The 14544-nt window shown below is 56.5% G+C and carries 13 protein-coding genes and 1 tRNA gene; 6 read left to right on the forward strand and 8 right to left on the reverse strand.

The features are described from left to right. Positions 1–169: 169 nt before the first annotated feature. On the reverse strand, positions 170–1102 hold the full coding sequence (locus AC07W7_RS26670) for a LysR family transcriptional regulator (RefSeq protein ID WP_495040424.1): 933 nt from the start codon (positions 1100–1102) through the stop codon (positions 170–172). A gap of 90 nt (positions 1103–1192) precedes the next feature. On the opposite strand from AC07W7_RS26670, the gene AC07W7_RS26675 reads away from it, so the two are divergent. Beyond that, positions 1193–1819 carry an alanyl-tRNA editing protein gene (locus AC07W7_RS26675; RefSeq protein WP_169901117.1) on the forward strand — a complete coding sequence of 209 codons (627 nt, stop codon included), beginning with the start codon at positions 1193–1195 and terminating at the stop codon, positions 1817–1819. 154 nt (positions 1820–1973) lie between these two features. Then, on the forward strand, positions 1974–3713 hold the full coding sequence (locus AC07W7_RS26680; protein ID WP_169864665.1) for a dipeptidase: 1740 nt from the start codon (positions 1974–1976) through the stop codon (positions 3711–3713). 109 nt (positions 3714–3822) lie between these two features. Here the strand turns inward: AC07W7_RS26680 and AC07W7_RS26685 are convergent, their stop codons facing one another. From AC07W7_RS26685 to AC07W7_RS26700, 4 genes are all read right to left on the reverse strand, one after another. Then, positions 3823–4305 carry a YybH family protein gene (locus tag AC07W7_RS26685; RefSeq protein WP_495040425.1) on the reverse strand — a complete coding sequence of 161 codons (483 nt, stop codon included), beginning with the start codon at positions 4303–4305 and terminating at the stop codon, positions 3823–3825. Between the two features lie 16 nt (positions 4306–4321). Further along, positions 4322–5308: a zinc-binding alcohol dehydrogenase family protein gene (locus tag AC07W7_RS26690; RefSeq protein WP_099168784.1), complete on the reverse strand. Its 987-nt coding sequence runs from the start codon at positions 5306–5308 to the stop codon at positions 4322–4324. A 10-nt stretch (positions 5309–5318) separates the two neighbouring features. Next, positions 5319–5696: a YybH family protein gene (locus AC07W7_RS26695; protein WP_169901114.1), complete on the reverse strand. Its 378-nt coding sequence runs from the start codon at positions 5694–5696 to the stop codon at positions 5319–5321. Between the two features lie 154 nt (positions 5697–5850). Continuing rightward, on the reverse strand, positions 5851–6453 hold the full coding sequence (locus AC07W7_RS26700; RefSeq protein ID WP_495040426.1) for a TetR/AcrR family transcriptional regulator: 603 nt from the start codon (positions 6451–6453) through the stop codon (positions 5851–5853). Positions 6454–6882: 429 nt separating this feature from the next. Here AC07W7_RS26700 and AC07W7_RS26705 point away from each other — a divergent pair, with 429 nt between their 5' ends. The 4 genes from AC07W7_RS26705 to AC07W7_RS26720 all read left to right on the forward strand — a co-directional run bounded on the left by AC07W7_RS26705 (position 6883) and on the right by AC07W7_RS26720 (position 11483). Further along, on the forward strand, positions 6883–8328 hold the full coding sequence (locus tag AC07W7_RS26705; protein WP_495040427.1) for a catalase: 1446 nt from the start codon (positions 6883–6885) through the stop codon (positions 8326–8328). 519 nt (positions 8329–8847) lie between these two features. Beyond that, positions 8848–9378, forward strand: coding sequence for a YybH family protein (locus tag AC07W7_RS26710; protein ID WP_495040428.1), 531 nt, complete (start codon positions 8848–8850; stop codon positions 9376–9378). A gap of 169 nt (positions 9379–9547) precedes the next feature. Further along, on the forward strand, positions 9548–10414 hold the full coding sequence (locus AC07W7_RS26715; RefSeq protein WP_495040429.1) for a LysR family transcriptional regulator: 867 nt from the start codon (positions 9548–9550) through the stop codon (positions 10412–10414). Between the two features lie 124 nt (positions 10415–10538). Then, positions 10539–11483, forward strand: a complete 945-nt coding sequence (locus tag AC07W7_RS26720) for a LysR family transcriptional regulator (RefSeq protein WP_495040430.1) — start codon at positions 10539–10541, stop codon at positions 11481–11483. Here the strand turns inward: AC07W7_RS26720 and AC07W7_RS26725 are convergent. From AC07W7_RS26725 to AC07W7_RS26735, 3 genes are all read right to left on the reverse strand, one after another. Beyond that, a complete protein-coding gene (locus tag AC07W7_RS26725) occupies positions 11480–12094 on the reverse strand; it encodes a nitroreductase family protein (RefSeq protein ID WP_099170817.1) in 615 nt (204 codons plus the stop codon). The genes AC07W7_RS26720 and AC07W7_RS26725 overlap by 4 nt on opposite strands. A gap of 301 nt (positions 12095–12395) precedes the next feature. Then, a complete protein-coding gene (locus AC07W7_RS26730; RefSeq protein WP_495040431.1) occupies positions 12396–14087 on the reverse strand; it encodes a polyurethane esterase in 1692 nt (563 codons plus the stop codon). Between the two features lie 380 nt (positions 14088–14467). After that, positions 14468–14543, reverse strand: a tRNA-Gly gene (locus AC07W7_RS26735). Position 14544: the final 1 nt, after the last annotated feature.

Below are 14544 nucleotides of genomic sequence, written 5' to 3' on the forward strand. Positions count from 1 at the left end.
AGAGCCCGTTTCTATTATTGCTTGGCGGAGAAGTCAATTCCTTAACTGACTGGCATTAGGGCTTGCCCGCGATAGCGGTGTATCAGTCAACCAATGTATCGACTGACACTCAGCCATCGCGGGCAAGCCCGCTCCCACACTAACCTGCTCCACATTCTCGATCGCGCGCCTACCGCCGACGCAATGTCGGCTCCCTGGCCATGCACTCCACCAGATAATCAATAAACACCCGCAACTTCGGCGGCAGGTAGCGTGTGGGCGAATGCAGCAACCAGGCATCCCCATGGTACGAGGCAATGAAATCCCATTGCGCCAGGACCTGCACCAACCGCCCCTCCTCCAATGCATGCCGCGCGGTGAAGTACGGCAGGCTGCCAATCCCCACACCCTGCAGCACCGCATCCAAGCGCACCCCCGTGTGATTGGCCGCATACCGACCGCGCACGCCCACTGTCAGGGTTTTGCCAGCCTGGCGCAATTTCCAGCGCGCATCCCCAGGGGTTTCGCCCAGGTAGATACAACTGTGCTCCAGCAAGTCATGGGGATGCAGCGGCGTGCCGTGCGCAGCCAGATACTGCGGCGTGGCACACAGCAAATGCTCGATCGGCAATAACTGGCGCCCGACCAGCCCCGGCGGTGGGCTATCGGTGATGCGGATGCTCAAATCGACATTGTCATCAATCAGATCCACCTGCCGATCTTCGAGGATCAGTTGCACATCGACCTTGGGATAGCGCCGCAGGAACTCCGGCATATGCGGATGCACCACAAAGCGCCCAACCGCCTTGGGCACGCTGACCCGCACCAGCCCTTCGGCTTCGTCGGTGTACTGGCCGCTGATCTCCATCACCGAGCGCGCCGCGTTGACCATCTCCTGGCAGCGCTTGAAGACTTCTTCGCCGCCTTCGCTCAAGCGCAGCTTGCGCGTGGTGCGCTGCAACAAGCGTGTGGCCAGGGCCTGTTCCAGGCGCGAGATGCTGCGGCTCACCGCCGATGGCGAAGCCCCCAGTTGGCGCGCGGCTTCAGAGAAGCTGCCGGTTTCCACGACCTTGACGAAAATCGCCATTTCGCCCAACAGCGGCAAAGGAAGATTGATGCTCATGACGCACAAGTCCATTGAAGTTTCAGCGGATTATCACCTATTAGCGCACTGCTTATACTGCTATCCAGAACCCTGATGCGGATGTAGAAAATGACCCAGCGCCTGTTTTTCACCCATGACCACCTGGTTGCCGATGTTGATGTGCTGGAGTGCACGCCCTATGAGCAACACTTTGCGGTGGTGCTGCAGTCCACCATTTTCCACCCCCAGGGCGGCGGCCAGCCTTTTGATACGGGGTGGCTGGGGGACAGCAACGTGCTGAAAGTGGTGCAGGAAGCCGAACGCATCGTGCACTACGTGGATCAACCCGTTGCACTTGGCCCGCAGCAAGCGCGGGTCGATGCGCAACGCCGTGCCCTGCATACACGCCTGCATTCGGCCGGGCATCTGATCGGCAATGCCGGTGAAACCCTGGGCTGGATGCCGATCAAGGCCCACCACTGGCCGGGTGAAGGAAAGATCAGTTTTATCCGTGGGGAAGCCGCACAAAACATGGAGGCCGATGCCTTGCAGGAACAGGTCAACCAATGGATCGCCGCAGACCTGCCACGCCATATGACGCTGGACAGCGGCACCCGTGAGGTCGGTTTTGGCGACCTGCCGCCCTATGCCTGCGGCGGTACGCACGTACAAACCCTTGCCCAAATCGGCCCGATCACAATCCTCGGCCTGTCGGAGAAAAAGGGCACGCTGTCGGTGCGTTACAGCCTGGACTGACGTCACCGCCATCTTGATGGCAGGCGGCGTTTTCGTATTACGATAGGACATCCCGCCACCAGAGGCTCCCCTCCAGCGTGTAGGTGATGCTAGTGTGTGGAAATGTTTCTGACAGAAACTTCCCACTCACTACTTGCAAAGGAATGCCCCAGCAATGGATTTTTCCCTCAAGCACCTGGCCGCCGCCACCCTGATGGTCGCCAGCCTGTCCGCCTTTACCGCGCCAGCCTTGGCCAATCTCACCCCGCAACAGAACGCGACCATCCTCAAGACGTTCAATGACGCCTCGATCAAGGACTTCCGCACGTTCCTGGGCAGCCTGGCCAAGAGCGAACTGAGCAAAGCCGCGAACCTCGGCCCGGCCATCAGTGCGTTTCTCGACAACAAAAGCCTTTCGGCCGAACAGCAAAACGAGATTCACCGCTTGCTGGGCCTTTACGCCCGGGTGAAATACGGCGCGGCAGCGACCGAGACCCTGCGCGAGCTGGTGGCCATTCCGACCTTCCAGGTCGAAGGCGTCGCCCAGCACGACAACCCTGAATTCATCAAGATCGCCGACAAGATCAAGAGCCTGGCCCAGGCGTTCAACCTGAACTTTCGCAACGTCGACAACCGCGTCTACGAAATTTCCCTGGAAGGTGCCGGCGATGAAGTGGTCGGCATTCACGCCCACGCCGACGTGGTGCCGGTAACCCCGGAAAACTGGGTACTGGCCGACGGCACCCGCCTCGACCCGTTCAAGGTCACGCTGATTGGCGACCGCATGTACGGCCGTGGCACCGAGGATGACAAGAACGGCATCGTGGTCACGCTGTATGCGATGAAAGTGATCAAGGAAGAAAACCTGCCACTGGCACGCCACTTCAAGCTGCTGGTGGACACCACCGAAGAAACCACCGGCGACGCCATTCCTTACTACTTTGAACGCAACCCGACGCCGAACTACAACCTGGCGCTGGACGGCGGTTACCCGGTGGTGATCGCCGAGAAAGGCTATGGCACGGTCATGGCGACCTTCGCCAGGCGCAAGGCCGAGGGCAAAGGTGCGCAAATCCTCTCAATGACCGGCGGCCTGGCGACCAACCAGATTCCCTCGGCATCGGTGGCCACTTTGCGCAGCGATAAACCCGCCGAGTTGGCCGCCAGCCTGCAGCAGGCCGGCACTGCGTTCGCCAAGGCCAATGGTGGCGATTTCACGGTAGCTGCCAAGGTCGTCGGCAAAGACGTCAAGCTGACCGTTACGGGCGTGTCGGCGCACTCTTCCGAGCCTGAATCGGGTATCAACCCGGTGGCACGGATGCTGGTTTTCATTAACAGCCTGGATGGCAAGGTGGCGCTCAAGCACAACGAAATCACTGACGCCGCCCGCTACGCCGCCGATAACTGGGGCCTGGATTACCTGGGTGGCAAACTGGGCGTGGGCTTTTCCGATGCGTTCATGGGGCCGCTGACCACTTCCCTGACCTTCGTTGGCCAGGATGAAAAAGCCTTCAAGCTGGCGGTCAACCTGCGGGTACCAAAGGGTAAGTCCCCGGACGTCCTCAAAAAAGAAATTGCCGACAAGCTAAGTGCCTGGAGCAGCAAGACCCGTATTACACCCGCCTTCGATTACTCGGTCGCCGCGCCGATGTATCGCAACCCCGAGGGCGAATGGGTCAAGGCGCTGCTGGCCGTGTCCACCGAAAACCTGGGCATGAAGCCCGAGTTCGGTACGTCGGCCGGTGCAACATCGGTGCATGAACTGCCCAATGGCGTGCAATTCGGCCTGGCCCGGCCCGAGGCCAAGTACACCGGCCACACCGACAATGAGTTCAAGACCACCGAGCAGTTCCTGCTGGACTTGCAGATCGTGACCGAGATGATGGGGCGTATCGGGCAGTTGCCGAAACTCTGATCCCACGATGGGCGCCGCGAGGCTCTTGCACTTGCCTTAAATCGCCGGTCAACAAAAACGCCGCTCATAACCGAGCGGCGTTTTTGTGTATCGCCATCCCCGCTCGCAACTACTTGGGAGCGTTGGTCGTAGAGAAAATGTAGCGTGCAAAACGCCATTTCCCGTCGGCCTCGCGATGCAGCAAGAATATTTCCTGATTACCTTCAGCACCGGCCGGTTGAGCCGTTCCCAGCGGCGTGGCGGTGCCGTTGGAGCGAGTGCGCGCAAATGCCCAATCCTTTGACAGCGGTCGAACCTCGTCAATCGTAAAGCGGATGTTGAGTTTGATCGCGGCGAACACCTGCTGATAGGCCTTGCGCACCGCATCACGCCCCACAGCCGGCAAACTGTTTTGCGCCATGAACACCGCGTCCTGTGCATAAAGCGCCATCACCTGATCCAGGTCCGAGGCGTTCAGCGCCGCTTGATAATGGTTCAGTTGGGCTGTAACGGCCTCTTTCACGTTCTCTTTGTCAGTGGCCGGTTGAGCCGCCATCGCGATGGCGGGGAGAAGCAAGACGCCCAAGGTCAGGGCCCGTAATGAAGTACGCATGATGTGCTCCTTAGTGTCAGAGTTTTACAACCAGTTTGCCCAGAGCCCCATTGCTTTCGATCAAGCGATGGGCATCAGGAATCTGCTCGAAATCGAAGGTTTTCGTGCGGATTGACGGCATGCGCCCCGCTTCGATTTCCTTGGCAATCCACAACAGGGGGCTGTCCTTGAGAGGCATGTCCTGCGTACCCAGCAGGCCGCTGCCAAAGAAGTTCAACTTCACCGCCGCCGGCAGGTCCTGCATCAGGTTCAATTGCTCCAGCACCGGCGCGCCCCCCAGCAATCCAATAACGCTGACAGCACCGAATGGGCGCACGGCCTTGAGGCTGTCGCGCACGGTTGCCGCACCGACCACTTCCAGTACCGCATCCACGCCTTGCGCAATCAACTGGCGAACCTGCTCGGCAATCGAGCCATTGTCGATCAGCACGTGATCGGCCCCCATCTCACGCAGACGCTGGACGTTATCTGCCGAACGGGTCGTGGCGATCACCTTCAGACCGCGGGCCTTGGCATAGGTAAGCGCCGCCATCCCTACCGAAGAAGTCGCCCCCCGTACCAACAAGGTCTGGCCGGGTTGAATCGCCAGGCTCTTGTCCAGTGCGCCCCATACCGTGAGATAGGCCTCGGGCAACGCGGCAAGCTCCTCCCATGACAGCGTCGAACCGTCCAGGGAAATCACGTTGCTGCGCAACACCGTCACCTCTTCGGCATAACTGCCATGGCGTGCGAACTGCATGCCCCCCATGGCCGTCGCCACGCGCTGGCCGGTACGAAAGGTTCCCGACGGGTCATGAATCACTTCGCCCACGGCCTCGATCCCTGGCACTCGGGGAGCGGTGATCGGGCCCATTTTCCCGGCACGCAGATAGGTCTCGGCACGGTTGAGGCCCAATGCCCGCACGCGGATCCGGACCTCATCACTGGAGGGTTGCACAGGGGCAATGTCTCGCAACTTCAAGGCATCAGGTGTGCCCGCTTGTTCAATGACAAAAGCTTTCATGGTGATGACCTCAGGCGCGTGGTTGAGTGGTGGCGAACAGATAGCGATGAATCTTCCAGCTACCTTGTTCATTGCGGAACACGAACAACTCATTGTTGCCTTCGGTCACATCCAGCCCGGCCGCCAGAATGCGCGTGGTTCCCGCCGAGGAGGTGCGTACCCAGGCCCAGTTACCGACTTCTTCGATCTCGTGGATGGTGAACTTGACATTCAGCTTGAGGGTGGCAAAAACCTGTTGGTAACCGGCTTGCACCGCGTCACGACCAACCAGGGCCGGCGCATGCTGAGGCATGAACACCGGCTCACTGCCATACAAGTCGAGAATGGTCTTGATGTCGTTGGTATTAAGGGCCGTTTCATAAAGGCTTAGAACAGATTTAATCGTCATCATGAGGCTCCGATTGATGTGAAGGTTCCGGCGTTGAGCCAGTGACCTCACTATCTACCAATCAGAATTGGATATTAACCACTCAGAATGACAACTTATATTTCATATATGGAAGGGATAAAACAGTAAGGGGCCGTTGTGCGGTCTTGCAGGGTCACAACGATAGCGGCGGCCAGACGCCCATCGCGGTCTCCACAAATGCAACCATCTGCTCATACGCAACCTGGTCTTTGGCCTGCACGCTCAGGCCAAACATGACGGTGGTATAGAAACCCGACAGCGTTTCAATATTCGTCCCCACCGGCACGTCCCCCTCCAGCAGGCCCCGGCGAATACGCGCCTCGATCAGGCGGTGGGTTTCTCTGCGCTGCGAACTGAGTTCGTCCTGGATCAGTTGGCTTTCGGGGGTTCCAGACAACGCCGCCAACACCACCAGGCAGCCACGGGGTGGATGGCTGTGATAAAACTGCGCGACAGTCTCCTTGAGCAGGGCCTGCACGCCCTCGCGAGCCGTCGGGGCATCTGCCAGGACGCTGTAGCGATAGGCGCCATGATGTGTAAGGTAATGATCCAGCGCGGCCCGGAACAAACCTTCCTTGTTCTTGAATGCCGCATACAGGCTGGGTGGATTGATCTCCATCGCCTGGGTCAGCGCGGTCAACGATGCCCCTTCGTATCCCCGCAACCAAAATACATCCATGGCCTGCTCCAGCACCTGCCCGCGGTCAAAGGCGCGAGGTCTTCCTCGTTCAGCCATGTTTTCCTCCCCCGAAATTAACGATCGCTACAAAAAATATTGACACTGTTACTCCTCTGAATTATTACATAGCGATCATTATGCATATAGCTCTCGTTTTCCTGGCGGTTCCAGAGGATGCACCCGCTGACAACGCGCTTACCTTCCCCCCTGGATATCGGTCACGGCGCAATGCGCCAACCTGATCGCCGCTGAGCGCCTAGGCCAGCCTTTCTCTCAGGAACGGGAGCCTGCCTCTCGCCTGCGACGCTACCCATCAACCTCAAATGGCATTAATTTTTTCAAGGTTTGCAAACGCATCCATGGACCAAGCCGCTGCTGCAGCCTGCGACCTGGAGCAACAGTCAATCGTCGCACTTAAGCCCCTTCTCTCCTGGGATGGATGGCTAAGGCTGGCGCTTACATTAGCCCTGATGGTGAAAATCGATCATGAAAAAGCTAACCACTGCGTTTGGCGCTCCAGTCGTCGACAACCAAAATATTCAAACCGCCGGCCCGCGCGGCCCTGCCCTGCTTCAAGATATCTGGCTGCTGGAGAAAATGGCCCACTTCGACCGGGAAGTCATTCCCGAGCGGCGCATGCATGCCAAAGGCTCGGGCGCGTTCGGGACGTTTACGGTGACCCACGACATTACCCGCTACACACGGGCCAAGATCTTCTCCGAGATCGGCAAGAAGACCGAAATGTTCACCCGTTTCTCGACGGTGGCCGGTGAGCGCGGTGCCGCCGATGCCGAGCGCGACATCCGCGGCTTTGCCATGAAGTTCTATACCGAAGAAGGCAACTGGGACCTGGTGGGCAACAATACCCCGGTGTTTTTCCTGCGCGACCCGCTCAAGTTTCCCGACCTGAACCACGCGGTCAAACGCGACCCGCGCACCGGCATGCGCAGCGCCGAGAACCAATGGGACTTCTGGACCCAACTGCCCGAAACCCTGCATCAAGTCACGATCATCATGAGTGACCGTGGCCTGCCGCGCACCTGGCGGCATATGCATGGTTTTGGCAGTCACGCCTTCAGCTTTATCAATGCCAACAATGAGCGCTACTGGGTCAAGTTCCACCTGCGGACCCAGCAAGGCATCGAAAACCTCACCGATGCCCAGGCCCAGGAACTGGTGGGACGCGACCGCGAATCCCACCAGCGCGACCTGTATGAAGCCATCGAGAACCAGGACTTCCCGCGCTGGAAGCTGTTTGTGCAAATCATGCCGGAACAGGAAGCGGGCACCTACCATATCAACCCTTTCGACCTGACCAAGGTCTGGCCAAAAGCCGACTACCCACTGATCGAAGTCGGCGTCATGGAGTTGAACCGCAACCCCGAGAACCATTTTGCCGACGTCGAACAAGCCGCTTTCTCCCCGGCGAATGTCGTCCCGGGCATCAGTTTTTCACCGGATAAAATGCTCCAGGGCCGTCTGTTTTCCTATGGCGACACCCAGCGCTACCGCTTGAGCGTCAACTTCCAGCAAATCCCGGTGAATGCCCCCCGAGGCGCCACCCGGGTCAACAGCTATCACCGCGATGGACTGATGCGGGTTGATTCCAATGCCGGAGGCACCACCTCCTATGAACCGAACACCCGTGGCGAATGGCAAGAGCAGCCCGATTTTCAAGAGCCGCCCCTGACCCTGGAAGGCGCGGCCGGCCACTGGAATCATCGGGTCGATCCCGATTATTTCTCCCAGCCCGGCGCCCTGTTCAGAAAAATGTCCGCAGAGCAAAAACAAGCGCTGTTCGATAACACCGCGCGCTCCCTGGCGGGGGCTTCCACCCCTATCCAACGCCTGCATATAGAGCACTGCACCAAGGCCGACCCCGAGTATGGAAGCGGGGTCTTGCAAGCACTGGCGGCCCATAAACAGCCCTAGGCCCCATATAAATATCCCCGCATAAGGCGTCGCGACAACACCCTCGCACAATCGCCCTATGCGGGCCGACCAGGCTGATTTCCGGCACGCCGCTGCCGGCGTAGGTGTTTTTTCATAACCCCCTTGAATAACGCGCGCTGAGTTTTTTCACATTGTGAATGTTCCCTGCCTTCAAAAAACTGATCAATCGTTAATATCCAGAGTCGAGTATTTTTACGTTCTAACAAGGTCGATATGGCGTTTATCTATTCTTCAGGAGTGAATTGACCTTCCACTTCTTAACTTTTCTGAAAAATACCGCCCCTATATGAAAGTCAATAAAACCAGCCTCTCATTTATAGATGGCTCCCTATCATCCCTGATAGTTCATCAACCGGCAAAATTAGGGCAGGATACTTTGCAACGGTGACATAACAGCGCCCACCAGTAATGTATTGACCTGGCCGCTACCTAATGGGCCGAAGGCATACATTACAATTTCGTTATCAACGCCATACGAAATACTCGTAGAGGGAACGCATGAAAACAGCAAACCTGATTCGCGCCCAACTGCTGACACTGACCATGGCCAGCGCCGTTACCTTCTTCACGGCCGCCAGTGCGTACGCAGCACAAGGCGATGGCACCCCACCGTTTTCCAGCGATCCGAAAATCAAGAGTGTGCAACAGGAAGCCTATAAGGTCGTCCGCCAATATGAGCAGGCACTGAACGAAGGTAATACCCAAAAAATAGTCAGCCTGTTTGCTCCCGACAGCGTTGCAGAATGGAATAACAAGCCTACTTATGCGACCGCCCAGCAAAAGACCGAGGGCTATGATGCATTATTTAAAATAGCCAAATTCAACACCGTATTTGCCTACGATGCGATTAATCTATATGGCGATGCTGCGGTCATCCGTACACATCACCATAAAGGGGCGACGGTTATGGAGAATGGCAAGCCTGTGCCTGACCTGAACCGCGAAGTATTCGTGCTCAACAAAACCAGCCAAGGCTGGAAGATTGTCTTGTATACATTTAATACTGACCCCGTACAGGGCGAAGGTTGATTCGCGAATAACACTGACACGGACTACCGGGGGGGGGGGGCCGTCCTTCATACCCCGTGCCAACAACACACTGCTCTTAAACCTCCCCTCTGGCACAACGTTTAACCGTGCCTACAGCAAACCACATCTTTTACGGTCAAGACTGTATTCAGAGAATAGAAGTAGCGCCATGGACCTTAATGCCATTCGGATGTTTGTCGCCACGGCCAAGTGTGGCAGCTTCACAGCGGCTGCCGAGCGCCTGGAAATGCCACTCGCGACCCTCAGCCGGCGAATCAGGGAACTAGAACGTGTATTGCAAGTGCAGTTGCTGGAGCGTTCAGTACATGGAACCCGCCTGACTGACGCAGGCACACGCTTGTACGAACACGCCAGCCGAGGCCTGGAAATGCTGATCGATGGCGAGCGGGCCCTGATCAGCGACCAGACCCAACTCAAAGGGCGCCTGCGGCTTTCACTCCCCCCTTCGCTTGAACCCTGGTGGGAGGTGCTCTCGGCGTTTCAGCAGCGCTACCCAGACATACAGTTGCAGGTCTATACGAGCGACAGGCGTATTGACATGATCGAAGATGGCATTGATGTGGCCATGCGTATTGGCCGTATCACTCACGAATCCATGGTGGCTCGACGGATGTTGGCTTATCGCCATATTCTTGTCGCATCTCCCGTGTTGCTCGCACGTCTAGGCCTGCCCGATAAAGTCGCGGATTTGCACAATTATCCCTGCGGGGCCTGGAGCCAGGACGCGACAGCCACTTGGCAACTGGGCCAAGAGGTATTTAAAGCAGACCCCATAATAGCCACCAACGATTACGCGCATTTACGCAGCCGAGCGCTGGCCGGGGACCTGGTTACCGAGTTGCCACCGTTCATGGCCAAGGAGGCAATAAGGAACAAGCAATTGGTCGCGCTCCTGGGCAAACACCCCTTCCCGGAAATGGAGATCAACCTGCTTTACCCCTCGCACCGGCACCCGTCCAACCTCGTGCGAACCTACCTGGACTTTGCCCAGCAGCATATACAACGCCTGATGTAACGGCCCGCACCCGAGGGCAGGGATCAATGGCCAGCCAAAGGGGATTGATGTTTTTCATCCCGCGCAATGCAACGATCAACCTCTGCCAAGGTCAAGACCTCAGATAAAGACATGGGAGGTGACAATGGATCTCAACGCGATACAGATGTTCGTGGCTGTCGCCCAGATGGGAAGCCTGTCAGCTGCCGCCCTCCATCTGGATATGCCACTGCAAACCTTGAGTCGGCGCATTCGTGAGCGGGAACATGAATTGAACGTGCAACTCCTGCACCGCTCCATGCGGGGCACAAAGCTGACCCAGGCCGGAGAAAAACTCTATGCCTATGCAAGCCTTGGCATGGAAGCCTTCGCACAGGGAAAATCAGCCCTGATAAGTGACCAGGATGCGCTCAGGGGCCGCCTGAGAGTGACACTTCCCGTCGCCTTTGAACCTTGGGGGCAATTACTGTGCGACTTTCAACAGCGCTATCCTGAAATAGAGCTGGCCGTTTACTTTACGGAACAGCGCCTGGACCTTATCGCTGAAGGTATTGATGTAGCGCTTCGCGTCGGCGCCATTGAACAAGACACCTTGATTGCACGCTATATGATCAGCTATCGACATACACTCGTTGCCAGCCCAGCCCTGCTTGAGCGCCTGGGCGAACCCCAGATACCCGATGACCTGCACAGGTTTCCCTGTGCCACCTGGTCAAAAGACTCCAGCACGCGCAGCCTGTGGACCCTGGGCAACCAGACGCTCGAACCGGCGGCCATCGTTACGACCAATAACTACCTGCACCTGCGCAACTGCGCACTTAATGGCGACTGTATCACCGAGCTCCCGCCCTTCCTGGCGGTCCAGGCCATTAAAGAAAGCAGTCTGCAGCCAGTGCTGGACAACTACCCAATGCCAGAAACGCCCGTGCACTTGCTCTATCAATCCCATCGCCATCCTTCTCGCCTAGTGCGCGTCTACCTGGACTTCTGCCAGGAGTATTTGCAGCATGGGTGTCCCTCTTTGGCTCACCCTTCACTCATCACCCACCCACAGGCTGAGTCAACAGCCCGTGAGCGTATTGGCTGTTAAACCAGGGTCAGTACCTGCTTGAGGGCCTTGCGCGGCTTTTGTGGCCAGTTTTCAGGCAGTGCGTAGCCGACAGCAATCAGCATCGCAGGCACCTCGCTGGCGCTCAGTTGGAACTCACGGGCAACGCCAGCCGGGTCAAAGCCGATCATCGGGCCTGAAGCCAACCCTTGCCCTTGGGCTGCCAACATCAGGGTCATTGCACACAGTGAGGCCGAGCGGATGGCTTCATCACGCTGGAACACCTCATTGCCTTCGTACATGCCATTGGCCATCGCCACCCAGGTGTCGAAGACCGAACGCTCAATAATGCCTTTTTCAACCGATGGCAACAGAGCCTCCGGCAAGCCTTTGTGTGCGGCCAACGTCCCGCAAATGATAAAAGTAACGGCGGCATCGGCGATTTTGGGCTGGTCATAAGCGACTTTTTTCAAGCGCTGCTTGGCCTCGGGCGTACGCACTGCAATCACTTTCCAGTTTTGCGCATTGAATGAAGAAGGGGCCAGCGTGGCTAAACGCACCAACCCTTCGATTTGCTCATCCGAGAGCCCACGACTGGTATCAAACGCATTCGCTGAGATTCGGCTTTCGATCAACTCGCTAACATTTTTCATGATACTTCCCATTGGCAGTGATAACTCGATAGACCCGCAAGCCGCCACACCCAAGTGGCCACATGCACGGTTCGTCATAATCCTCCAACGACTGACTCCATGAGAATACCCACCCGTGAGATGCGGCCTCTCATGCATCAGAGGCTCATCCGGGCTTGTCGAAGCGCTGGCCAGCCGTTTGCCGTCGCCAGCCACACAAAAAACGCCGCTCATCACTGAGCGGCGCTTGGGTTAACCATGAAGCGGGAAACGAGACCGGTTGATCCGAAGAGCAGCCAACCGGTCAAATGAGACGCTCAGATCAAGCGATAGCAATGTTATCGGCTGAAAGGCTACCCAACCCAACGCCCACTAAAGTCACAGAATTATCGCCAAAGATCAGGACAGTGTTGATACCAACCGTCTGTGCGTGATCGAGGTAGCTATATTGTTCGTCAACCCCCTCAACCCCTACAAACGCCAACTTATCGGTCGATTTGAAACCCGTGATAAAGTCCAAACCGAAATCCCCATTAAACAAGAAGGTATCGGCACCCGCCCCCGCCAATATCACATCATTCCCCGCGCCCCCCACCAATACATCATCGCCTTGGCCGCCGATCAGTAAATCCGCGCTGCCCTGGCCAAACAACCAACTTCCGCTGCTCTGGGCGACAAGAACATTATTGTTTGCGTCGCCCTTGCCCGAAGGCGCGTACTCGGTGAAGGTGTCTGCACTGAGTAAGCCTTGTTCAGTGACGCTATAGGTGACGTCCCGATTAAAGAAAATCCAGCTGCTTTCCTTACTCACCAGAGTATCAACATCCTGAATCAGGCTGATACCACCACGGGCATCTTGCATATACAGCATACCCTCACCGTCATTGGCAAACTCGAAGCCATTCACCGACTGCTGCAACTCCAGGGTATTATTACCCGCCCCTCCGAGAATAATGTTGTAACCCCCACTGTCACGGAACGTATCGTCACCGGCACGGCCTTCCAGATAATCATTGGCTGCCCCGCCCTGGAGCCGATCAGCACTGTCAGTGCCTATAATAAAAGTGCCACCGGTGTGGGGCTCTGCATAGTTTTCCAAGTCTTGCACCCAAAGATTGCCACGCGTTAAATCCGACAAGTTAGACACTACAATAGTGGAGTCCCTATTGGTCAGATTGTAAAACTGTGACTCAGCAACACGGGCAAAACCGTCGGTCCCCCCATGGCTCAACCAGGCCAACGGATTGATAATCGGAAATATCCCTTCCCCCACTAGCGGCCCAAGCGCATACACCTCGTTGAAATTAACCAGATTATTTGTAGCCGATGGCTGGGGGGTGTCGTGTACCGCTAGCAACGACGGCAGCTCGGAGGTGTAGCCATCCAGCACCCGAAAAACCGGATCCTGCTCATAGCCAATATTCAATACCTTGTCGCCCGAGGCCTGGCTAGGCGAAGCAAAAGCCACATAGTTCGCGTCTTGATAAAAACCGGACCAGCGGCTGGCACTCAAGTCCGCCATACTGTTAGCAGCATGTCCGCCAAGACTTACGCCACTGACCAAGATGTCGTTGCCCGTCAATCCATTTGCCTGGGCATAACGCGCAACACTGCCCAGCAACGTGTCAAACGCTTCCCCCACATAGTTCTTTGCAAGACCTTCCACATTTGTGAGCAAGCCCAGGTTATAGACCCAGTCAGCAGGATCATTAGTGCCATGAAACATCACACCCAACCCGGTCAACTTACCTGAAGCATCATACTTCCCAAGTACCTCAGCTTCAGCCGTTGCGTAACCGGCTTTTTCCCCGGTGAACGCGCCCCTTGAACTTAAGGAGCCATCGTAGCCCAAGGCACTACCACTCAACGGCGTCCACCCGGCTTCTCGCACTACACTTGCGATTATCTCATTACTCTGCTCGGATATACCGGAGGTGCTTATAAGGGCAAGTGCATCAACACTCAATGCTCTTGATTCATCATCACCAAGATCTTTGTAATTATAAACGCCCATAGGTCCAGCCTCTTTTTTCGCTTTATGAAGAGAGTACAAACGTAAAGTAGCGCTAAAAAAACAAATCAAGCTTGGCGTAAGGATAATCAGCGCCACCCACTACAGAACGGATTGCCGTCGCATCGGCACACCTGCGCAAAAGCACAGCAGGATTGTTAATCAATCAATGCGGCTGTTACTTTCAGTATTTCTGTAGCGGATATTAAAAAGACTTCAGTGCTGGGTACACCATCAAAAATGAGAAGCACATTCACAGGGTTGAGCGTCTTGTCACGCGGGCTGTCACTGGATTTCAGTGGCTCATAAAAGAAGCCAGGGCGTCTATTGCGTAAATGACAGGCAAAAAAAAGCCACTCTATTGAGTGGCTTTTTCTTTGAATTGGAGCGGGAAACGAGACTCGAACTCGCGACCCCGACCTTGGCAAGGTCGTGCTCTACCAACTGAGCTATTCCCGCA

The sequence above is a fragment of the Pseudomonas sp. GW821-FHT01D09 genome (assembly GCF_059422465.1).

What these genes read in the sequence shown, in the direction of transcription:
- AC07W7_RS26730 (WP_495040431.1), bottom strand. Translation starts at nt 14,087, where the DNA reads ATGGGCGTTTATAATTACAAAGATCTTGGTGATGATGAATCAAGAGCA.
- AC07W7_RS26720 (WP_495040430.1), top strand. Translation starts at nt 10,539, where the DNA reads ATGGATCTCAACGCGATACAGATGTTCGTGGCTGTCGCCCAGATGGGA.
- AC07W7_RS26710 (WP_495040428.1), top strand. Translation starts at nt 8,848, where the DNA reads ATGAAAACAGCAAACCTGATTCGCGCCCAACTGCTGACACTGACCATG.
- AC07W7_RS26670 (WP_495040424.1), bottom strand. Translation starts at nt 1,102, where the DNA reads ATGAGCATCAATCTTCCTTTGCCGCTGTTGGGCGAAATGGCGATTTTC.
- AC07W7_RS26725 (WP_099170817.1), bottom strand. Translation starts at nt 12,094, where the DNA reads ATGAAAAATGTTAGCGAGTTGATCGAAAGCCGAATCTCAGCGAATGCG.
- AC07W7_RS26680 (WP_169864665.1), top strand. Translation starts at nt 1,974, where the DNA reads ATGGATTTTTCCCTCAAGCACCTGGCCGCCGCCACCCTGATGGTCGCC.
- AC07W7_RS26690 (WP_099168784.1), bottom strand. Translation starts at nt 5,308, where the DNA reads ATGAAAGCTTTTGTCATTGAACAAGCGGGCACACCTGATGCCTTGAAG.
- AC07W7_RS26695 (WP_169901114.1), bottom strand. Translation starts at nt 5,696, where the DNA reads ATGACGATTAAATCTGTTCTAAGCCTTTATGAAACGGCCCTTAATACC.
- AC07W7_RS26685 (WP_495040425.1), bottom strand. Translation starts at nt 4,305, where the DNA reads ATGCGTACTTCATTACGGGCCCTGACCTTGGGCGTCTTGCTTCTCCCC.
- AC07W7_RS26715 (WP_495040429.1), top strand. Translation starts at nt 9,548, where the DNA reads ATGGACCTTAATGCCATTCGGATGTTTGTCGCCACGGCCAAGTGTGGC.
- AC07W7_RS26700 (WP_495040426.1), bottom strand. Translation starts at nt 6,453, where the DNA reads ATGGCTGAACGAGGAAGACCTCGCGCCTTTGACCGCGGGCAGGTGCTG.
- AC07W7_RS26705 (WP_495040427.1), top strand. Translation starts at nt 6,883, where the DNA reads ATGAAAAAGCTAACCACTGCGTTTGGCGCTCCAGTCGTCGACAACCAA.
- AC07W7_RS26675 (WP_169901117.1), top strand. Translation starts at nt 1,193, where the DNA reads ATGACCCAGCGCCTGTTTTTCACCCATGACCACCTGGTTGCCGATGTT.